The sequence below is a fragment of the Streptomyces sp. NPDC001056 genome (genome assembly GCF_053598955.1).
In genome coordinates, this window is the sequence record NZ_JBSFLI010000028.1 from 82,782 (window position 1) to 103,231 (window position 20,450).

Annotated in this window: 11 protein-coding genes, 1 tRNA gene and 1 pseudogene; 2 read left to right on the forward strand and 11 right to left on the reverse strand. The window is 72.7% G+C overall.

Annotated features, from left to right (window positions below; genetic code table 11):
* Positions 1–565, forward strand: a pseudogene (locus ACWDD7_RS28270) (hypothetical protein); the annotation flags it as partial.
* A 527-nt stretch (positions 566–1,092) separates the two neighbouring features.
* Here ACWDD7_RS28270 and ACWDD7_RS28275 read toward each other — a convergent pair.
* The 11 genes from ACWDD7_RS28275 to bldG form a co-directional block, all read right to left on the reverse strand.
* Positions 1,093–1,169: transfer RNA gene (locus ACWDD7_RS28275), tRNA-Thr, on the reverse strand.
* Between the two features lie 107 nt (positions 1,170–1,276).
* Positions 1,277–2,914, reverse strand: a complete 1,638-nt coding sequence (locus ACWDD7_RS28280) for an alpha/beta hydrolase (protein ID WP_450459491.1) — start codon at positions 2,912–2,914, stop codon at positions 1,277–1,279.
* Between the two features lie 101 nt (positions 2,915–3,015).
* Positions 3,016–4,221 (reverse strand): DNA polymerase III subunit delta', encoded by a 1,206-nt coding sequence (locus ACWDD7_RS28285; protein WP_450459492.1) that lies wholly within the window; start codon positions 4,219–4,221, stop codon positions 3,016–3,018.
* Positions 4,222–4,377: 156 nt separating this feature from the next.
* Positions 4,378–7,635, reverse strand: coding sequence for a dTMP kinase (gene tmk / locus ACWDD7_RS28290; RefSeq protein ID WP_450459493.1), 3,258 nt, complete (start codon positions 7,633–7,635; stop codon positions 4,378–4,380).
* Positions 7,636–7,749: 114 nt separating this feature from the next.
* The gene (gene topA, locus ACWDD7_RS28295) at positions 7,750–10,584 is read right to left on the reverse strand and encodes a type I DNA topoisomerase (RefSeq protein WP_450459494.1); all 2,835 of its coding nucleotides are present in this window, start codon (positions 10,582–10,584) and stop codon (positions 7,750–7,752) included.
* 268 nt (positions 10,585–10,852) lie between these two features.
* Positions 10,853–11,050, reverse strand: coding sequence for a hypothetical protein (locus tag ACWDD7_RS28300; RefSeq protein WP_450459495.1), 198 nt, complete (start codon positions 11,048–11,050; stop codon positions 10,853–10,855).
* A 499-nt stretch (positions 11,051–11,549) separates the two neighbouring features.
* Complete coding sequence (locus ACWDD7_RS28305) at positions 11,550–13,079, reverse strand: DUF7059 domain-containing protein (RefSeq protein WP_450459496.1); 1,530 nt, start codon at positions 13,077–13,079, stop codon at positions 11,550–11,552.
* Positions 13,080–13,151: 72 nt separating this feature from the next.
* The gene (locus ACWDD7_RS28310; RefSeq protein ID WP_351878033.1) at positions 13,152–13,784 is read right to left on the reverse strand and encodes a small secreted protein; all 633 of its coding nucleotides are present in this window, start codon (positions 13,782–13,784) and stop codon (positions 13,152–13,154) included.
* A 192-nt stretch (positions 13,785–13,976) separates the two neighbouring features.
* Positions 13,977–16,385 carry a sodium-translocating pyrophosphatase gene (locus tag ACWDD7_RS28315; RefSeq protein ID WP_450459497.1) on the reverse strand — a complete coding sequence of 803 codons (2,409 nt, stop codon included), beginning with the start codon at positions 16,383–16,385 and terminating at the stop codon, positions 13,977–13,979.
* Positions 16,386–16,724: 339 nt separating this feature from the next.
* Entirely contained in the window at positions 16,725–17,162 is a 438-nt protein-coding gene (locus tag ACWDD7_RS28320; RefSeq protein WP_351880524.1) for an ATP-binding protein, read from the reverse strand.
* Positions 17,163–17,446: 284 nt separating this feature from the next.
* On the reverse strand, positions 17,447–17,788 hold the full coding sequence (gene bldG, locus ACWDD7_RS28325) for an anti-sigma factor antagonist BldG (RefSeq protein ID WP_010986038.1): 342 nt from the start codon (positions 17,786–17,788) through the stop codon (positions 17,447–17,449).
* An 81-nt stretch (positions 17,789–17,869) separates the two neighbouring features.
* Between bldG and ACWDD7_RS28330 the strand changes: the two genes are divergently transcribed.
* On the forward strand, positions 17,870–20,392 hold the full coding sequence (locus ACWDD7_RS28330) for a DEAD/DEAH box helicase (RefSeq protein WP_450459498.1): 2,523 nt from the start codon (positions 17,870–17,872) through the stop codon (positions 20,390–20,392).
* The last annotated feature ends 58 nt before the right edge of the window (positions 20,393–20,450 follow it).

Sequence of the window (20,450 nt, forward strand, 5' to 3'; positions counted from 1 at the left end):
CCTGCCCGGACTGCCCGGACTGCCCGGACTGCCCGGCGAGATGGGCCTGCCCGGACTGCCCGGGGTCCAGGGGCCGGCAGGTCCAACAGGTCCGGCGGGCCCCGTCGGCCCCCCCGGTCTGCCTGGGTTCCAGGGGCTGCCCGGTGTGCCCGGTCTCCCGGGTCCGACGGGTGCGCCCGGCCTCCCGGGTCCGGCGGGTGCGCCCGGATGTTCCGACATCGACGCGACGCAGATCCTGGGAACCTACGAGCTCCGGTCCGCGGTGACCAACGGCGGTCAGACGTACGTGGGTATCCGCGCCGACACCGGCGACGAAACCGGTCCCTTCACGTGGGTCAACCTCACCTCCCACCCGGGCTATCCGGGGACGGGCGTCGTCTGCAGCGCGTCGATCAACGAGACCAACGCGCTCACCGGACAGCCGCACCCGGTACGCGTCAACGTCCTCACCACCGGTGGCCAGGTCTACGAGACCACATGCATCGCGAACCCGACGGCGCCGGGTGGGCCGTCGCTCGACTGCGACAACAACCCGTGGGTGCCGGTGGTCTCGCCCGAGCCGTAAGCAGTCCACTCACCCGGAGGATCCGACCCGGTGCCGACATCCTCGACACGAAGAGCCCCTCTGCCCTGCGCCTCCGCGGATCAGAGGGGCTCTCGGGCTGTGGAGCCCAGGAGTGGAGGTGCGGGCGGCGGCCGGCGGGGACTCCCGCACATGAACGCCCACGGCCCTGCTTCTCAGGAGCACACTCAGCGGTCGAGGTACGCCGGTACCGCGAGAACGCGCCGGTTGTCGTCGCCGGAGGGCCGCAGACCGAGCCTCCATTGGCTGCTTGCCGCGCTGCCGCGCGCCCTGAGCCCGGGGCCGGCGAATCCTTCGCCCGGCCCGCCCGCGGCGGCTTCGGCATCGCGCATCCTGGCGATCACACTCGCTCCGGTCGCCGACCTTTTTGCGCGCTGAGCCGCTCGCTACACCAGAAGCGAGGAGCACGCGGATGCCACCGCGTTGGTCGGCTGTCCACCTGTCAGCTTGGTCCTCAAGGCGAACCATGAAGAAAACCCCAGGTCAAATGCTTGGCCTGGGGTTCATCATGGAGCCGCTTTCGGGATTCGAACCCGAGACCTACGCATTACGAGTGCGTTGCTCTGGCCATCTGAGCTAAAGCGGCGTGCTGCCTGCACCTGGGGTGCGGTCGGCAACGTCGGTAAGTCTACACAGTTTCCGGGGGTGCTTCGTACCGGCCCCGGGGCGGTGTGCCGGGGCCGGGGCCGGGGGTCAGGAGCAGCGTTTGCCGGGGGGTGGCGGGGTGCCGTGGAGGAGGTAGGTCTCGATCGCGGAGTCGACGCAGCTGCTGCCGCGGAGGAAGGCGGTGTGGCCGTCGCCGGCGTAGGTCAGCAGGTGGCCGGAGGTCAGCTGGTGGGCCAGGGACTGGGCCCAGCGGTAGGGGGTGGCGGGGTCGCGGACGGTGCCGACGACCACGATCGGGGCCGCGCCCCGTGCCGTGATGCGGTGCGGTTCGCCCGTGGCCCGCACCGGCCAGTACGCGCAGTTCAGCGAGGACCAGGCCAGGCCCTCGCCGAAGACCGGGGACGCCTTCTCGAACGCGGCCCGCGCCTGGTCCACCTGCCGGGGGCCGGTGAAGGCGGGCGGCAGGTCGAGGCAGTTCACGGCGTTGTTGGCCATCATCAGGTTGCTGTAGTGGCCGTTCGCGTCGCGCTCGTAGTAGCTGTCCGAGAGGGCGAGCAGGGCCGCGCCGTCGCCCTTCGTCGCCGAGGTCAGCGCCGCGCGCAGCTGGCCCCAGGCGCCCTCGTCGTACATCGCCGCGATCACGCCGGTGGTGGCCAGCGCCTCGCCCAGCTTGCGGCCGTCGCGGTCGCCCGTCGGGACGGGATGGCCGTCCAGCTTGCGGAAGAAGCTCCTGAGGTGGTCGGCGGCCTGCTTCGGGGTCGTGCCCCTGCCCCCGAGCGGGCAGTCCGTGCGGCGCACGCAGTCCTCGGTGAAGGCCTGGAACGCCGTCTCGAAGCCCTGGGCCTGCTCCAGGTTCACCGTGCGGGAGTCCAGGGAGGGGTCCAGCGCGCCGTCCAGGACCACGCGGCCCACCCGGCTCGGGAAGAGGCCGGCGTAGGTCGCGCCGAGGAAGGTGCCGTACGACGCCCCCACGTAGTTCAGCTTCGCGTCGCCCAGCGCCGCGCGGAGGACGTCCATGTCCCGGGCCACCTCGACGGTGGAGACATGCCGCAGCAGCCGCGCCGAGTGCGCCCCGCAGGCCTGGGAGAACTTCTCGTCGGCGGCGACGGCCGCGTCCTCCTCCGCCCGGTCGTCGGGGGTCACGTCGGTCTGCGTGTACGTGTCCATCTGGCGGTCGCCGAGGCACTCGACGGGCTCGCTGCGGGCGACGCCGCGCGGGTCCATCGCGACCATGTCGTACCGGGCGCGGACCTCGGCGGGGTAGCCGAGACCGGCGTACTGCTGCAGGTAGCCCACCGCCGAGCCGCCCGGCCCGCCCGGGTTGACCAGCAGCGAACCGAGCGGCTTGGCGCTGCCGGTGGCGGCCCTGCGGGTCACCGCGAGCCGTACGTCGCCCGCGCCCGGCCGGTCGTAGTCCAGCGGGGCCTTCATCGTGGCGCACTGGAACCCGGGGGCGCCGCAGTCGCGCCACCGGAGCCGCTGTGTGTAGTACGGCGTGAGCGCGGCCGGGATCGCGCGCGGCAGCGGTGCCAGGACGGGGGCGGCCGCCGCGTCGGTCCGCGGCGACGCCGCCGAGGACGGCCTGATCGAGCTGCTGCCCGGCGAGCACGCGGACACGAGGAGAGCCGCGGTCGTCAGGGCGGCGGCCATGAGCCGGGCCGTGGTCCGGGGGCGGGCCGCGGGACGCCCGCCGCGGGGCCGGAAGGGGGAGGACCTGGTCTGCATCCCGCGAGAGTAACGCTGGGCGATGCGGCGGATGCGATGAGTTCGGATTGTCGCCCCGTACGAGGGACGGGGCGTCGGGAGCACCCTCCGGAACGGCATCCTCAGCCCGCCCGCAGCGCCATCGTCATCGCCTCCACCGCCAGCAGCGGCGCCACATTGCGGTCCAGGGCCTCGCGGCACGCGGCGATCGCCTCGATGCGGCGCAGGGTGGACTCCGGGGAACTGCCGCGGGCCAGCCGGTCCAGCGCGTCCTGCGCGTCGGCGTTGGCGATCGCCACACGGGAGCCGAGCTGGAGGGCGAGGACGTCGCGGTAGAAGGTGGTGAGGTCGCCGAGGGCCACGTCCAGGCTGTCGCGCTGGGTACGGGTTCTGCGGCGCTTCTGCATGTCCTCCAGGTCCTTCATCACGCCCGCCGTGCCGCGCGGCAGCCGGCCGCCCTGGACCGCGCCGAGCGCCGCCTTCAGCTCCTCGGCCTCCCTGCCGTCCATCTCCTCGGCGAGCTGCTTGGCGTCCTCGGCGGCCGCGTCGACCAGTTCCTGGGCGGCCTTGAGGCAGGCGCCGACCTCGTCCAGGCGCAGCGGGAGCTTGAGGACGGCGGCGCGGCGCTCGCGGGCCGCCGGGTCCGTGGCCAGGCGCCGGGCGCGGTCCACGTGTCCCTGGGTGGCGCGGGCGGCGGCGGCCGCGGCCTGCGGTTCGACGCCGTCGCGTCGTACGAGCATGTCGGCGACCGCGTCCACCGAGGGTGTGCGCAGGTTCAGGTGGCGGCAGCGGGAGCGGATGGTCGGCAGGACGTCCTCGACGGAGGGGGCGCACAGCAGCCAGACCGTGCGGGGGGCGGGCTCCTCGACGGCCTTGAGCACGGCGTTCGCCGACTTCTCGTTCAGCCGCTCGGCGTCCTCGACCAGGATGATCTGCCAGCGCCCGTTGGCCGGCGCGGTGAACGACTTGCGGACCGTGTCCCGCATGTCCCTCACCAGGATCTCCGCGCCGACCGCGGCGACCGTGGAGACGTCCGCGTGGGTGCCGAGCAGCGCGGTGTGGCAGCCGTTGCAGAAACCGCAGCCGGGCGCGCCGCCGAGGGCGCGGTCGGGGCTCACGCACTGGAGGGCGGCGGCGAAGGACCGGGCCGCCTGGTTGCGGCCCGCGCCGGGCGGGCCGGTGAACAGCCACGCGTGCGTCATCCGGGACGTCTCCGGCAGCGGCTCGTCCGCCGCGGCGGCGGTGACCAGGGCGTCGGCGTCCCGGGCGGCGGCGTCCAGCACCGCGCTCACCTTCTCCTGCCCGACGAGGTCGTCCCACACGCTCACGGGTCACGCCGCCCTTCCGTCACACTCCGCGTTCCGACCTCCATTGTGCGGGTGGGCTCTGACAACGAGGACTCCGCCGACTGCGCCGCCGACGCGGAGCGGCGCCCGCCCCCTGCTCCACGCAGGACACGAGCGCCGCTCCGCACAAGTGCGGGGTCAGCCCCGGCGGCCCCGCCGGGGCCCGTCCTCCTCGTCGTACGAGCCCAGCAGCTCGTCCGCCAGGGACGGCAGGTCGTCCAGGGGTGTCTCCTCGGCCCAGTCGGGTCGGGGCCGGCGGCGGGTGCCGTCGGTGCCGGGCCGGGGCATCTCACGGGTGCGGTCCTCGGAACCGTCGGGGCCCGCGGTCCGCTCGTCGCGGAAGAAACCGCGCGGCACCCGGTCCGCCGGGGCCTCGTCGCGCACGGGCGGCAGTACGGCCGTCTCGTCCGCGCCCACCTGGGGCAGTACGGCGGTCTCGTCGGCGGCGCCGGCGGGCACCTGCGGCAGCACGGCCGTCTCGTCCGCGGCACCGGGAACGGCCGGCGGCTGCGGCAGCTCGGCGGTCGTCTCGGCATCGGAGACCGGGTTCCGGGCGTCGCGGCCGAACGGCTCGTCCGAGTCCGGCGAGAGGACCGGGGTGGGCACCGTCTCCTCCGTGCCCGGTCCCGGCGACACCACCGGAGTGGCCACCGTGGTCGCGTCCGCGGTCACGCCCGGGGCCTTCGGCTGGGGGCTGACCGGCCTGCGGGCCGCCAGGTCGGCGACCGCGGCGGCCTCGGCGGCCTGACGGCGGGCCTCCTCGGCGCGGAGCAGCGCGTCCTCCGCCTTGCGCTGTGCCTCCAGGCGCCGGGCCTCCTCCTCGGCACGCTCCTTGGCCTGCCGGGCCTCCTCCTCGGCGCGGAGCCGGGCCTGCCGGGCCTCCTCCTCCGCGCGCAGCCGGGCCTCTTCCTCGGCCTGCTTGCGGCGGCGCTCCTCCTCGGCCTTGCGGCGCTCCTCCGCCTCGGCGCGGGCCTTCTCCTCGGCGAGCAGCCGCTGCCGCTCCTCCTCGGCGCGCCGGGCCGCGTCGGCCGCCCGCTGCCGGGCCTCCTCCGCCTGCCGTTCGGCCTCGCGGCGCTGCGCCTCCTCCAGCTCGCGGCGCTTGCGCTCCTCCTCCTCGGCACGCAGCCGGGCCAGCTCCTCCTGGCGCTCGCGCTCCAGGCGCTCCTCCTCGGCCTTGCGCGCGGCCTCCTCCTCGGCCTTGCGGCGGGCCTCCTCCTCGGCCTTCCTGCGCGCCTCCTCCCGGGCCTCGATCTCGGCCTGGGACAGCGGCAGCACGGTGTCGAGGCGGTGCCGGATCACGGTGGTGACGGCCTCGGGCTCCTGCCCGGCGTCGACCACCAGGTAGCGGCCGGGGTCGGAGGCGGCCAGGGTGAGGAAACCGGCCCGCACGCGCGCGTGGAACTCCGCGGGCTCCGACTCCAGCCGGTCCGGCGCCTCGGTGAACCGCTCGCGGGCGGCCTCCGGGGAGACGTCGAGCAGCACGGTGAGATGCGGTACGAGGCCGTCGGTCGCCCAGCGGTTGATACGGGCGATCTCGGTCGGGGACAGATCGCGGCCCGCGCCCTGGTAGGCGACGGAGGAGTCGATGTAGCGGTCGGAGATCACCACCGCGCCGCGCTCCAGGGCGGGGCGTACGACGGTGTCGACGTGTTCGGCGCGGTCGGCGGCGTACAGCAGCGCCTCCGCGCGGTGGGACAGGCCCGCCGAGGACACGTCCAGCAGGATCGAGCGCAGCCGCTTGCCCACGGGGGTGGCCCCCGGCTCGCGGGTGAGCACGACCTCGTGGCCCTTGGCGCGGATCCACTCGGCGAGGGCCTCGGCCTGGGTGGACTTGCCGGCGCCGTCGCCGCCCTCCAGGGCGATGAAGAAGCCGTTCGTGGCCTGCGTCTCGACGGGGTCGTCGCCGCCGAGCAGCGCGTCCTTGAGGTCCTGGCGCAGCGGGATGCCGGAACGGTCGTCGACCTTGGCGAGCACCAGCGCGGCCACCGGCAGCAGCAGAGCGCCGACCAGCATCAGCGTGAACGAGGCGCCGCCGTGCGCGAACACGAACCGGCCGTTCTCCAGCCGGTGCCGGCCGATCAGCCCGGCGACCACCGGGGCGATCACCGCGCCGAGCGCTATGAAGACGCGGACGACGGCCTGGAGGTGCTCGGTGACGCGCGCCCTGCGGTAGTCCTCGGTCTCCTGGTCGAGCAGGGCGTGCCCGGTGTTGGCCGCGATGCCCGCGCCGAGACCGGCCAGGGTGACGATCAGCAGCACCGTGGTGACGTCCGGGACCAGACCGGCGGCCAGCAGCGCGACGCCGGTGAAGGCGATCGCGAGGGCCAGCAGCCGACGGCGGGACAGCGAGGGCAGCAGCGCGGGTGCCGTGCGGATGCCGACGGCGACGCCGCCGGTCAGGCCGAACACCAGCAGGCCGTACAGCACCGGGCCGCCGCCCAGGTCGGTGGCGTGCAGCACGCACACGGAGACGGCGGCCGCGATGGCGCCGGCCACGACGGCGCAGGCGAGGACGAGCAGCGGGATCGCGCCCGTGCGCCCCTTGTCCACACCGGCGCCGGTGCGCGGGCGGCGCAGGCCCTCCAGCGGGGACCGCGCGCGGGGGGTGCGCGTGTCGGGCAGCTCCAGGAAGGTCAGCAGGGAGAGGGAGGCGGCGAACAGGCCCGCCGCCACGTACGACGCGAGGGCCGCGTGGTGCTGGTCGAACCACGGCACGCCGGTGCCCAGCAGGTTGTTGAGCAGGCCGGCGACGACCAGCGCGGCGGCGGCCAGCGGTACGGCGAGGAAGCCGGTGCGCAGCGCGAGGCGGCGCAGGGCGTCCATGTGGTCGGGCAGCGGCCGGACGGTCGCGCCCTCCGGCGGCGGGGCGGGCAGCAGGGCCGGGGCCGCGCTCTCGCGGCACACCGTCCACAGCCGCTCGGCGACGCCGGTGACGAAGGCGGTGACCAGCAGCACGGCCGGGGCGTTCGCCGGGGACCAGTCGATCCACAGGGGGGCGATGATCAGCAGCACGGCGCGCAGGCCGTCGGCGCCGACCATGGTCCAGCGGCGGTCGAGCGGGCCCTCCTGGGCGGTGAGCGTGGTCAGCGGGCCGAGCAGGACCGCGCCGAAGAGCAGCGCGGCGAGGCCCCGGGCCGCGAAGACCGTCGCGACCGCGAACGCGACACCCCGGTAGCCGCCGCCGAACGCGCCCTGGGTGATCGCCGCCTGGAGGACGAGGAGGACCAGGACGAGGAGGGCGAGGGTGTCGCCGACCCCGCTGACCAGCTGCGCGCTCCACAGGCGCCGCAACTGCGGTCGGCGCAGCAGGGAACGTACGGCGCGCTCGCGGGAGTCCGCGACCAGGGCGTCGTCCGGTTCTGGAGTGTGGGCCGTTGGCTGCTCGGCTCGCGTCATGCGTTCAGCCTATCCGCAGCCACCGACACCACACCTCGCACTCCTGGCATGCGCACGCCCCGACACCAAAGTGATGCCGGGGCGTGTGCGGGGCGAAACGGGACGCCTGGGCGCTCAGTCCTCCGCGCCGGAAGACGTCGACTTCGTCGCCGTCGTCTTCTTGGCGGCGGTCTTCTTCACCGCCGTCTTCTTCGCGGCGCTCGCCGTGGTCTTCTTCGCCGCCGTCTTCTTGGCGGCGGTCTTCTTCGCCGGGGCGGTCTTCTTGGCCGCCGCCTTCTTCGCGGTCTTCTTGGCCGGGCCCTTCGCGCGCTTCTCGGCGAGGAGTTCGAAGCCGCGCTCCGGGGTGATCGTCTCCACGCTGTCGCCGGAGCGCAGGGTCGCGTTGGTCTCGCCGTCGGTGACGTACGGCCCGAAGCGGCCGTCCTTGACCACGACCGGCTTCTTGGACACCGGGTCCTCGCCCAGCTCCTTCAGCGGCGGCTTGGCGGCGGCCCGCCCACGCTGCTTCGGCTGGGCGTAGATCGCCAGCGCCTCCTCCAGCGTGATCGTGAAGAGCTGGTCCTCGGTCTGGAGCGAGCGCGAGTCCGTGCCCTTCTTCAGGTACGGGCCGTAGCGGCCGTTCTGGGCGGTGATCTCCTGGCCCTCGGCGTCGGCGCCGACGACACGCGGCAGCGACATCAGCTTCAGGGCGTCGCCCAGCGTCACCGTGTCCAGCGACATGGACTTGAAGAGGGAGGCGGTACGCGGCTTGACCGCGTTCTTACCGGTCTTCGGGGTGCCCTCGGGGAGCACCTCGGTGACGTACGGGCCGTAGCGCCCCTTCTTGGCGACGATCGCGTGGCCGGTGGCCGGGTCGGTGCCCAGCTCGATCTCGCCGCTGGGCTCGGCCAGCAGCTTCTCGGCCAGCTCGACGGTCAGCTCGTCCGGCGCCAGGTCGTCCGGGATGTCGGCGCGCTGGTGCTGCTCGGTGTCCTTCTCGCCGCGCTCGATGTACGGCCCGTAGCGGCCGACCCGCAGCACGATGCCGTTGCCCACCGGGAACGAGGACACCTCGCGGGCGTCGATCGCGCCCAGGTCGGTGACCAGTTCCTTGAGGCCGCCGAGGTGGTCGCCGTCGCCGTTGCCCGCGTCGGCCGCGGCGCCGCCGATGGTGCCCTCGCCGAAGTAGAAGCGCTTCAGCCACGGCACGGCCTGGGCCTCACCGCGGGCGATCCGGTCGAGGTCGTCCTCCATCTTGGCGGTGAAGTCGTAGTCGACCAGCCGACCGAAGTGCTTCTCCAGAAGGTTCACGACGGCGAAGGACAGGAAGGACGGCACGAGGGCCGTGCCCTTCTTGAAGACATAACCGCGGTCGAGGATCGTGCCGATGATCGACGCGTAGGTCGACGGGCGGCCGATCTCGCGCTCTTCCAGCTCCTTGACCAGGGAGGCCTCGGTGTAGCGGGCCGGCGGCTTGGTGGCGTGGCCGTCGACCGTGATCTCCTCGGCGGACAGCGCGTCGCCCTCGGCGACCTGCGGCAGCCGGCGCTCGCGGTCGTCCAGCTCGGCGTTCGGGTCGTCGGCGCCCTCGACGTAGGCCTTGAGGAAGCCGTGGAAGGTGATCGTCTTGCCGGAGGCGCTGAACTCCACGTCCCGGCCGTCGGCGGCGGTGCCACCGATCCTGACGGTCACGCTGTTGCCGGTCGCGTCCTTCATCTGGGAGGCGACGGTCCGCTTCCAGATCAGCTCGTACAGCTTGAACTGGTCGCCGGTCAGGCCGGTCTCCGCGGGCGTGCGGAAACGATCACCCGAGGGCCGGATCGCCTCGTGCGCCTCCTGCGCGTTCTTCACCTTCACCGCGTACGTACGCGGCTGCGGGGGCAGGTAGTCGGCGCCGTACAGCTGCGTGACCTGGGCGCGGGCGGCCGTGACGGCGGTCTCGCTCAGCGTCGTGGAGTCCGTACGCATGTACGTGATGTAGCCGTTCTCGTACAGCTTCTGGGCGACCTGCATGGTCGCCTTGGCGCCGAAGCCGAGCTTGCGGCTGGCCTCCTGCTGGAGCGTCGTGGTGCGGAACGGCGCGTACGGCGAGCGGCGGTACGGCTTGGACTCCACCGAGCGCACGGAGAAGCGGGTGTTCTCCAGCGCGGCGGCGAGCGCGCGGGCGGTCGCCTCGTCCAGGTGGAGGATGTTCGCGGTCTTCGGCCGCCCCAGGGAGTCGAAGTCACGGCCCTGCGCCACACGCCGTCCGTCGACGGTCTGCAGGCGCGCGACCAGCGACGACGGGTCGGAGGGGTCACCCGCGCGGCCGGTCCCGAAGGTGCCGGTGAGGTCCCAGTACTCGGCAGAGCGGAAGGCGATGCGCTCGCGTTCCCGCTCGACCACGAGCCGGGTCGCGACGGACTGGACACGGCCGGCCGACAGCCGGGGCATGACCTTCTTCCACAGCACCGGGGAGACCTCGTAGCCGTAGAGGCGGTCGAGGATGCGGCGGGTCTCCTGGGCGTCGACCAGCTTCTGGTTGAGCTGGCGCGGGTTGGCGACGGCCTCGCGGATCGCGTCCTTGGTGATCTCGTGGAAGACCATCCGCTTGACCGGGATCTTCGGCTTCAGGACCTCCTGGAGGTGCCAGGCGATGGCCTCGCCCTCCCGGTCCTCGTCGGTGGCCAGGAAGAGTTCGTCGGAATCCTTCAGCAGGTCCTTGAGCTTCTTGACCTGCGCCTTCTTGTCCGCGTTGACCACGTAGACCGGCTGGAAGTCGTGTTCGACGTCCACGCCGAGGCGGCGCACCTCGCCGGTGTACTTCTCGGGCACCTCGGCGGCGCCGTTGGGAAGGTCACGGATGTGCCCGACGCTCGCTTCGACTACGTAGCCGGGGCCGAGGTAGCCCTTGATCGTCTTCGCCTTGGCAGGCGACTCGACGATGACGAGTCGGCGGCCGCCCTGTGCGGTCTCGCTGGTCGGGGACAACTTCGCTCTTCTCTCCGGTCGACGCTGTGGCCTCCCCAGGCCTTGGTCCCGGGGTCGCAACGTACTGCTGGCACGTGTGACGCTGCGGAGTGTGACGGTACATCCCGCCCCCGTGTCAAACGGGAAAAGCCCACAACGGCCACTCGAACGGTAACCCGACTACCGGTATTCCTGCCGCCCGGAGTACCGGGTACCCCGTCCCGGCCTGTCCGGAGCGTGATGCTCCTCTTACTCTCGCGGCACCCCCGGGAAGGGACACCCGCCGACGTCAGAGGCGGGTGAGGCAGTAGCCGCCGAGGGCCAGTGCGAGGGTTCCGGCCACGCCCGCGACGGTGGCCGATGCGACCCGGTTCACACCGTGGGCCACCGGCTCACCGCGCCGCAGCCGGGTCCCGGTCCACACCAGGAGGGCACCTCCGAACAGGGCGAACACCACTCCCGTGAAGATCGCCGGTCCGCGCTCCATCGTTCCCCGCCCCTTCCGGCTCCGTCCAGCGCGGGGAGAGTGACACGCACGGGCGACAGGCGGGCGACATCGGGGTGAACGGGAGGCCGGTGGGGCGGGCACCGGACCGGGCGAGGGACGCGGAGGTGCGCTCCTCGCCACGGGACCCGTGTTTTTCCGGCCGTTCTGCGGTCGGCGGCCCACCCGGGCGTGCCAAGGGCATACGCCGGGGGGCGTCGCCGGCATGCGCCAGGGCGGGGCGGGTGGCACCGCGGGGTGACGGGGAGGCGACGGGGGCGCACGCCGGGGCGTACGGGGCGGAACACGCCGATGGTGTGTCGGGGGCACACGCCGGAGGCGCGGAGGCGGCACAGGACGGCCCGCACCGACGCGACCCGCTGCCGTCGCATGCCGCGGCGGCGGGCCCGCTGCGGCACGCGGGACACGGCGCGGACCCGCCGGCGCAGGACACCGCGCCGACCCGCCCTCCGCGCGCGGGCCCCTTCCGCGCGGGAGCGCCTCAGCCCACCGGCTCCAGGAAGCCCTGCTCCACCAGCAGCCGGATCTGGGCCGGGGTCTGGTCGCGCAGCCGTACCGAGTCCTCGCCCATCAGCTGGGCGATGGCGTCCAGGATGCGGCCCGCGCTGAGCGTGCCGTCGCACACGCCCGCGAACCCGGCGCCCACCGTGTCCACCTTGGTGGCCCGGCGCATGCCGCGGTGCTGGCGCAGGACGACGTGTTCCGGGTCCTCGGCGCCGGGCAGCCCGACCTGCTCCTGCACCACCTCGCCGACCAGCCGGAAGTGATGGGTGAGCAGCGCCGCGTCGTCGTGCTCGCGGAGGTAGTCGAGGCGTTCGAAGTGCGCCCGGACGGTGTCCCCGAGGGGCTGCTCGACGGGATGCGGCCACTCCTCCAGCGTGATGGAGGGCTCGGCCGCGCCGGTCCTGCGCAGGGTGATCCAGCCGAAGCCGACCGCCTTGACCTTGCGCGCCTCGAACTCGTCGAGCCAGGCGTCGTAGCGCGCCTGGTACTCCGCCGGGTCCCCGCGGTGGTCCCCGGCGTCCCGCAGCCACAGCTCGGCGTACTGCGTGACGTCCTGCACCTCGCGCTGCACGATCCAGGCATCGCAGCCACGCGGCACCCACGACCTGAGTCGGTCCTGCCAGTCCTCCCCCGCCACGTGCTGCCAGTTGGCGAGGAACTGCGCGAACCCGCCCTCGTTCAGCCGTTCTCCCGCCTGCTGAACGAGCGAGCGGCACAGATCGTCCCCGCCCATGCCGCCGTCGCGGTAGGTGAGCCGGGCGCCGGGGGAGATGACGAAGGGCGGGTTGGAGACGACGAGGTCGAACCTCTCGTCGTCGCGCAGCGGTTCGAACAGCGAGCCCTCGCGCAGCTCGGCGGCGGGCGCGCCGGACAGCGCGAGCGTGAGCGCCGTGATGTGCAGCGCGCGCGGGTTGAGGTCGGTCGCCGTCACGCGCGTGGCGTGCCGGGAGGCGTGCAGCGCCTGGATGCCGGAGCCGGTGCCGAGGTCGAGGGCGGCGCCGACGGGGGTGCGCACGGTGATGCCGGCGAGGGTGGTGGAGGCGCCGCCGACGCCGAGGACGACGCCCTCGGCGTGCTGTCCGATGCCTCCCGCGCCGCCGACCGCGCAGCCCAGGTCGGACACGATGAACCAGTCCTCGCCGCCGGGACCGCCGTACGGCCGCACGTCCACGGTGGCGGCCAGCTCGTCGCCGCCCACCCGCACGAGCCACCCGGCCCCGACAGCCTCCTCGACGGGGAGCACCGCGGCCACGCGCGCGTGCGCCACGGGCTGCTGGAGCAGGAAGAGCCGTACGAGCGTCTCCAGCGGCGTGTCGCCACGGGTCGCCCTCAACGCGGGCACGGTCTCGCTGCGGGCCAGCGCCGCGTACACGGGCGCGCCGAGCAGTTCGAGCAGCCCGTCGGCGGTGAAGGAGGCGGCCAGCAGCGCGTCCCGCAGCCGCGCGGCGGCCTCGGGACGGTCGGCGGCGGGCAGGGGGGCGGGTCCGGAGTCAGTCACGGTCCCCATTGTGTCCCGTGTGTCCCGGGCGGGCCCGGGGGGACGGCAGGCCCGGCCGCCCCCCGCACACCCGGACGCCGGTCAGCCCGCCGTGGAGGCCGCCGACGGCGAGGACGACGCCGAGGAGGCGACCTTCTTGCAGCTCGGCTGCTGGGCGATGGCGTCCTGGACCTCGCCCTGCTGGAGGTTCTTCAGGGACTCGGTGCCGCTCTGGTGCTTCTTCTCCAGCTCGGTCATCTGCTGGGCGACGTCGTGCAGCCCGGAGGCGAACTTCGCCTGGTCCTTGGTGTTCAGGTCGTCGACCTGCTTCTTCAGGTCGCCGTAGGAGGCCGAGAGGCTGTTGAAGCTCTTCACGACGTCGCTGAGCCGCTTGGCGCCGCCGGAGACCCCGGGGGGCGCGCCGGCCTCGTTGACGGCCGTGGCGATCGCCTTGTAGCCGTCGGCCATGTCCTGGAAGGCCTTGGAGTCGGTCTTCTGCAGCGTCTCGGGCTTGGCGGTGTCGGCGGCCGTCGTGGAGATCGCCGCGTTCGCCGCCTTGATCTTCGCGTCCTGCGCGGGCACGGCGTCGCACACCGACTTGGCCCAGGCGACCAGCTTGGGGTCGGGCCCCTTGGGGGCGCTGTTGCTGCTGCATCCCGACAGCGCCACCACCAGTACCGCACCGCCGGACAGTGCGGCCGCGAGCTTCTTGTTCACCGGATTGGTCCCTTCCATGGCTCTCGGGCCCCGGACCCTACACGGCGGACGCACACGCTCCGCACACCGATCGCCCCCTAGGTACCTTTTATTACTCTTTGCGCGAGAGAAGGCTCACGACTGTGCCGTTACCGCACACGCAAACGGGCGGGCGGCGCGTCTCTCGTACGCGCCGCCCGCCCGCTCTTCGCGCAGGCTTCCTTCCGAAACCTACGAAACCACCGCCGCGTCGGCCGAGTTGGCGACCCGTTCGGCGCTCTCCTCGTCGTCGCCGACGGCGATGCCGCGCCGCTTGGAGATGTACACGGCCGTGCCGATGACCAGCAGCGCGAGGATCGCGACCCCGATCCGCACTCCGAGGTTCTTGTCGTTGCCGTAGGAGAACTTGATCACCGCGGGCGCGATGAGCAGCGAGACCAGGTTCATGACCTTCAGCAGCGGGTTGATCGCCGGACCCGCGGTGTCCTTGAAGGGGTCCCCGACCGTGTCGCCGATCACCGTGGCCGCGTGGGCCTCGCTGCCCTTGCCGCCGTGGTGGCCGTCCTCCACCAGCTTCTTGGCGTTGTCCCACGCGCCGCCGGAGTTGGCGAGGAACACCGCCATCAGCGTGCCCGCGCCGATCGCGCCGGCCAGGTAGGAGCCGAGCGAGCCGACGCCGAGCGTGAACCCGACGAAGATCGGCGCCATCACCGCGAGCAGACCGGGCGTGGCCAGCTCCCGCAGGGCGTCCTTGGTGCAGATGTCGACGACCTTGCCGTACTCGGGCTTCTCCGTGAAGTCCATGATCCCGGGCTTCTCGCGGAACTGCCGCCGCACCTCGAACACCACCGAACCCGCCGAGCGCGACACGGCGTTGATGGCCAGTCCGGAGAAGAGGAACACGACCGCGGCGCCCGCGATGAGGCCGACCAGGTTGTTCGGCTGCGAGATGTCCAGGGACAGGCTCAGCGGCGCGCCGGGCCCGGTGAGCTTCTCCCCGACGTCCTGCACGCTGGTGGTGATCGCGTCGCGGTACGACCCGAAGAGCGCCGACGCCGCGAGCACGGCGGTGGCGATGGCGATGCCCTTGGTGATCGCCTTGGTGGTGTTGCCGACCGCGTCCAGGTTGGTGAGCACCTGCGCGCCCGCGCCCACGACGTCGCCGGACATCTCGGCGATGCCCTGCGCGTTGTCGGAGACCGGACCGAAGGTGTCCATGGCGACGATCACGCCGACCGTGGTCAGCAGGCCGGTGCCGGCCAGCGCGACCGCGAACAGCGCGAGCATGATCGACGTGCCGCCGAGCAGGAACGCGCCGTACACGCCGAGCCCGATGAGCAGCGCGGTGTAGACGGCGGACTCCAGACCGAGCGAGATGCCGGACAGGATGACGGTGGCGGGTCCGGTGAGGGAGGTCTTGCCGATGTCGCGGACCGGGCGCCGGTTGGTCTCGGTGAAGTAGCCGGTCAACTGCTGGATGACGGCGGCGAGCAGGATGCCGATGGCCACCGCGATCAGGGCGAGGACCCGCGGGTCGCCGGCCTTGCCCTTGATCGCCGGGTCCGTCACGCCGCCGAGGTCGGCGTAGCTCGACGGCAGGTAGACGAAGACCGCGGCGGCGACCAGCGCGAGGGAGATCACCGCGGAGATGAAGAAGCCGCGGTTGATCGCGGTCATGCCGCTGCGGTCGGAGCGCCGGGGGGCGACCGCGAAGATGCCGATCATCGCGGTGATCACGCCGATGGCGGGCACCAGCAGCGGGAAGGCGAGCCCGGAGTCGCCGAAGGCGGCCTTGCCGAGGATCAGCGCGGCCACCAGGGTCACGGCGTACGACTCGAAGAGGTCGGCCGCCATGCCCGCGCAGTCGCCGACGTTGTCGCCCACGTTGTCGGCGATGGTGGCGGCGTTGCGCGGGTCGTCCTCCGGAATGCCCTGCTCGACCTTGCCGACCAGGTCGGCGCCGACGTCGGCGGCCTTGGTGAAGATGCCGCCGCCGACCCGCATGAACATCGCGATCAGGGCCGCGCCGAGGCCGAAGCCCTCCAGGACCTTCGGCGCGTCGGCGGCGTAGACCAGCACCACGCAGGAGGCGCCCAGCAGGCCGAGGCCCACCGTGAACATGCCGACCACACCGCCCGTACGAAATGCGATCTTCATCGCGGTGTGCGAGACGGCCGTGAGATCTTTTTCGGGTTCACCCTCGTCCGGGGTCGCTTCCCGGGCCGCGGCGGCGACCCGCACATTGCTCCGTACCGCGAGCCACATGCCGATATAGCCGGTGGCGGCCGAGAACACCGCACCGATCAGGAAGAACACCGAACGCCCGGCACGCTGATTCCAGTCGTCCGCGGGAAGCAGCAGAAGCAGGAAGAAGACGACGACGGCGAATACGCCGAGCGTGCGCAGCTGCCGGGCGAGATACGCCTTGGCACCTTCCTGGACCGCTTCGGCGATCTTCTTCATGTTGTCGGTGCCCTCGCCGGCGGCGAGCACCTGGCGCACCAGGATTCCCGCGACCACCAGCGCGGCGAGGGCCACGGCCGCGATGGCGGCCACGATGACCCGGTTGCCGTTGGTGAGCACCGCGGCTGCGAGGTATGTGGGGTGGTCCAACTCAGAGGGGTAAGAAAGCCCCGCCATTCGTCCTCCTTGACGCTTGGGCTGAGCTCAAGATGTGGACGGATTGTAGGTACCCCTGAACGATGCCAAAAGAGCACGGTAAACAGAATTGGCCCGCACGCTCCGGTGAGCAACCCCAAAAGAGGTAATGCCTCAAAAGCATTGACGGACACCGTCGGTCCCATTGAATCTTGATCGAATGATACGGCTATTGATCGTGAATTCCTTCACGAATTCCGGGCGCGCCTTCCGGGGCATCGGAAACGATCTGACCGAAACACGATCAGGGCCCTGCTCGGCAGGGCCCTGATCGTGTGTTCGTGTTCTTCGGGGTGACCGCGTCGGCCGACGGGAGCGGCTTCAGACGACAGTCGCGGCCTGCGGGGCGGCGGGCCAGGTCATGCGGATCAGACCGCCGTTCTCCCCGGTGGTGACCTCGACGTCGTCCACGAGGCCGCTGATGACCGCGAGGCCCATCTCGTCCTCCTCGGCCTCCACGTCCGCGTCCGCGGCGGCGCCCCGGGACACCCGCTCGGCGGGCACCGCGTGCGGGGCCTCGTCGCCGACCTCGATGGAGAACTGCTTCTCCTCCTCGATCAGCGCCACCTTCACGGGCGCGTCGATACCGCCGGTCTGATGGAGCCCCACGGCACGGGAGCAGGCCTCACCGACGGCGAGGCGCACCTCGTCCAGGACCGCCTCGTCCACTCCGGCCCTGCGCGCCACCGCGGCCGCCACCAGCCTGGCGGTCCGGACGTGCTCGGGCAGCGCGCTGAAGCGGAGTTCGACGGTGGCCATGCATCCCCCTCGCGACTACGGGACTGCGGTCGGGCGGACTCGCCGGGCCCGCCCCTCATGAACTTCGATACCCGGATCCACCCGGGCATACCCGGCACGGACCCCCACGACGTCGGGGACAGGCCGGAACCGTCCGGAACCAGGCAGAACCCACCACCGACCCACCGGTCCGCGAACCGGTCACCGGCCGTCCGGAGGGCGGCCGATGACCCGAAGTCGGCCGGTCGGTGACCCGAAGTCGGCCGGTCGGCCGCGGGCACGGGCCCGCGGCGGGTCGGTCGGGCTCAGTCGGTGGCCGCCACCGCTTCCTCGACCGAGGTGTGGATCGGGAACACCTTGGTGAGGCCGGTGATGCGGAAGATCTTGAGAATGCGCTCCTGGTTGCAGACCAGGCGCAGCGAGCCCTCATGGGCACGCACTCGCTTCAGGCCGCCGACCAGCACGCCGAGCCCGGTGGAGTCGAGGAAGTCCACGCCCTCCATGTCGACGACGAGGTGGAAATTGCCGTCGTTCACCAGCTCGACCAGCTGCTCGCGCAGCTTGGGCGCGGTGTAAACATCGATTTCGCCACCGACCTCGACGACCGTACGATCGCCGACGGTACGGGTCGACAGGGACAGGTCCACGGATCCTCCAGCACCTTGCTATCGAGCGGTCGTCCCTCGGGCACCTCGACTTGCGGCCCCCGGGACGCAACGCCAGCCGCGATGGCATTCAATCACTTACCGGCATGCGTGCACGACGCCTTGGCTCCATTGTCCGTCACGCCAGTGACACACTCGGTGCCGATGGCCAAGAATCACCGATCCGATCGACCCGTGCCGGACCCGGGGTCCCGCCCGTCGCCGGGCGCTGTCCTCGGCCGGCTCGCCTCCGGACCGAGCCGGGCTGCGCGCATCACTCATACGGAGCACTTGCCCCCGCGCACAGGCCGCCATGCCGTCTGGCCTGACCGGATTCGGTCCGAGGTGATCGCGGCCGTCCAGGAGTGCGGCATCGAGCATCCCTGGGCGCACCAGGCGCTGGCCGCCGAGCACGCCCTGGACGGCGACTCGGTGGTCGTCGCCACCGGCACCGCCTCCGGCAAGTCCCTCGCCTATCTCGTCCCCGTGATGTCCACCCTTCTGGAGGGATCGGGGGCGCCGAACGGCCGAGGGGCCACCGCGCTGTACCTCTCCCCCACCAAAGCGCTCGCGGCGGACCAGTGCCGGTCGGTGAAGGAACTTTCACGACCTCTGGGCACCGCGGTCCGACCCGCCGTGTACGACGGCGACACCCCGTACGAGGAACGCGAGTGGGTCCGCCAGTACGCCAACTACGTCCTCACCAACCCCGACATGCTGCACCGCGGGATATTGCCCTCCCACCCGCGCTGGTCCTCCTTCCTGAAGTCGCTGAAGTACGTCGTCATCGACGAGTGCCACACCTACCGGGGCGTCTTCGGCTCGCACGTCGCCCAGGTGCTGCGCCGGCTGCGCCGCGTCTGCGCCCGCTACGGCTCCTCGCCCGTCTTCCTGCTGGCCTCCGCGACCGCCGCCGAGCCCGCCGTCGCCGCCCGCCGGCTGACCGGCCTGCCCGTGGTGGAGGTCGCCGACGACGCCTCCCCGCGCGGCGAGCTGGTCTTCGCCCTGTGGGAGCCCCCGCTCACGGAGCTGCACGGCGAGAAGGGCGCGCCCGTACGGCGTACCGCCACCGCCGAGGCCGCCGATCTGCTGACCGACCTGACCGTGCAGGGCGTGCGCTCGGTCGCCTTCGTACGCTCCCGGCGCGGCGCCGAGCTGATCTCGGTGATCGCCCAGGAGAAACTGGCCGAGGTGGACCGCTCCCTGGTCCGGCGGGTCGCGGCCTACCGCGGCGGCTACCTCCCCGAGGAGCGCCGCGCCCTGGAGCGCGCCCTGCACTCCGGGGAACTCCTCGGGCTGGCCGCCACCACGGCCCTGGAGCTGGGCGTGGACGTCTCGGGCCTGGACGCGGTGGTGATCGCCGGGTACCCGGGCACCCGGGCCTCGCTGTGGCAGCAGGCGGGCCGCGCGGGCCGTGCCGGGCAGGGCGCCCTCGCGGTCCTCGTCGCCCGCGACGACCCGCTGGACACCTTCCTCGTCCACCACCCCGAAGCCCTGTTCGACCAGCCGGTGGAGTCGACCGTCCTCGACCCCGACAACCCCTACGTGCTCGCCCCGCACCTGTGCGCGGCCGCCGCGGAGCTCCCGCTGACCGACGAGGACCTCACCCTGTTCGGTCCCGCCTGCGCGGACGTGCTGCCGCAGCTGGAGGCCGCGAAACTGCTGCGCCGGCGGACCCGGGCCTGGCACTGGACCCGCCGGGAGCGGGCCGCCGACCTCACCGACATCCGCGGCGCGGGCGGCCGCCCGGTGCAGATCGTGGAGGAGGGCACGGGCCGCCTGCTCGGCACGGTCGACGCGGCCGCCGCGCACTCCACCGTCCACGAGGGCGCGGTCCACCTCCACCAGGGACGCACCTACCTGGTGCGCTCCCTCGACCTGGAGGACTCGGTGGCCCTGGTCGAGCAGGCCGACCCGCCGTACTCCACGGTCGCCCGTGACACCACCGCCATCTCCGTCCTGGAGACCGACACCGAGATCCCCTGGGGCGCGGGCCGGCTCTGCTACGGCTCCGTCGAGGTCACCAACCAGGTGGTCTCCTTCCTGCGCCGGCGCCTGATCACCGGCGAGGTCCTGGGCGAGACGAAGCTCGACCTCCCTCCTCGTACGCTGCGCACGCGCGCGGTGTGGTGGACGGTCACCGAGGACCAGCTGGACGAGGCCCGGATCACGCCGGAGATCCTCGGCGGCTCCCTGCACGCCGCCGAGCACGCCTCCATCGGCATGCTGCCGCTCTTCGCGACCTGCGACCGCTGGGACATCGGCGGCGTCTCCGTGCCGCTGCATCCCGACACCCTCCTTCCGACGGTCTTCGTCTACGACGGTCACCCCGGCGGCGCGGGCTTCGCCGAGCGTGCCTTCCACACCGCCCACGCCTGGCTCACCGCGACCCGCGAGGCCATCGCCTCCTGCGAGTGCGACGCCGGCTGCCCCTCCTGCATCCAGTCCCCCAAGTGCGGCAACGGCAACGACCCCCTGCACAAACGCGGCGCCGTCCGCCTCCTCACGGCCCTGCTGCGCGGGTCCCCCGACCCGTCGCGGAAGGAAGCGGACGCCCGGCCGGGTGAGGGGACGGCTTCGGCTCCTGGAGGGGTGCCGCGGGCCTGAGCGCGGCCGCGCGGGCAGGTCGGGACCGGCGGGGGCGGCGGTCGGCGGGGCGACGGCC

What these genes read in the sequence shown, in the direction of transcription:
- ACWDD7_RS28280 (WP_450459491.1), bottom strand. Translation starts at nt 2,914, where the DNA reads ATGCAGACCAGGTCCTCCCCCTTCCGGCCCCGCGGCGGGCGTCCCGCG.
- tmk (WP_450459493.1), bottom strand. Translation starts at nt 7,635, where the DNA reads ATGACGCGAGCCGAGCAGCCAACGGCCCACACTCCAGAACCGGACGAC.
- ACWDD7_RS28300 (WP_450459495.1), bottom strand. Translation starts at nt 11,050, where the DNA reads ATGGAGCGCGGACCGGCGATCTTCACGGGAGTGGTGTTCGCCCTGTTC.
- ACWDD7_RS28305 (WP_450459496.1), bottom strand. Translation starts at nt 13,079, where the DNA reads ATGGGGACCGTGACTGACTCCGGACCCGCCCCCCTGCCCGCCGCCGAC.
- ACWDD7_RS28310 (WP_351878033.1), bottom strand. Translation starts at nt 13,784, where the DNA reads ATGGAAGGGACCAATCCGGTGAACAAGAAGCTCGCGGCCGCACTGTCC.
- ACWDD7_RS28315 (WP_450459497.1), bottom strand. Translation starts at nt 16,385, where the DNA reads ATGGCGGGGCTTTCTTACCCCTCTGAGTTGGACCACCCCACATACCTC.
- ACWDD7_RS28320 (WP_351880524.1), bottom strand. Translation starts at nt 17,162, where the DNA reads ATGGCCACCGTCGAACTCCGCTTCAGCGCGCTGCCCGAGCACGTCCGG.
- ACWDD7_RS28330 (WP_450459498.1), top strand. Translation starts at nt 17,870, where the DNA reads ATGGCATTCAATCACTTACCGGCATGCGTGCACGACGCCTTGGCTCCA.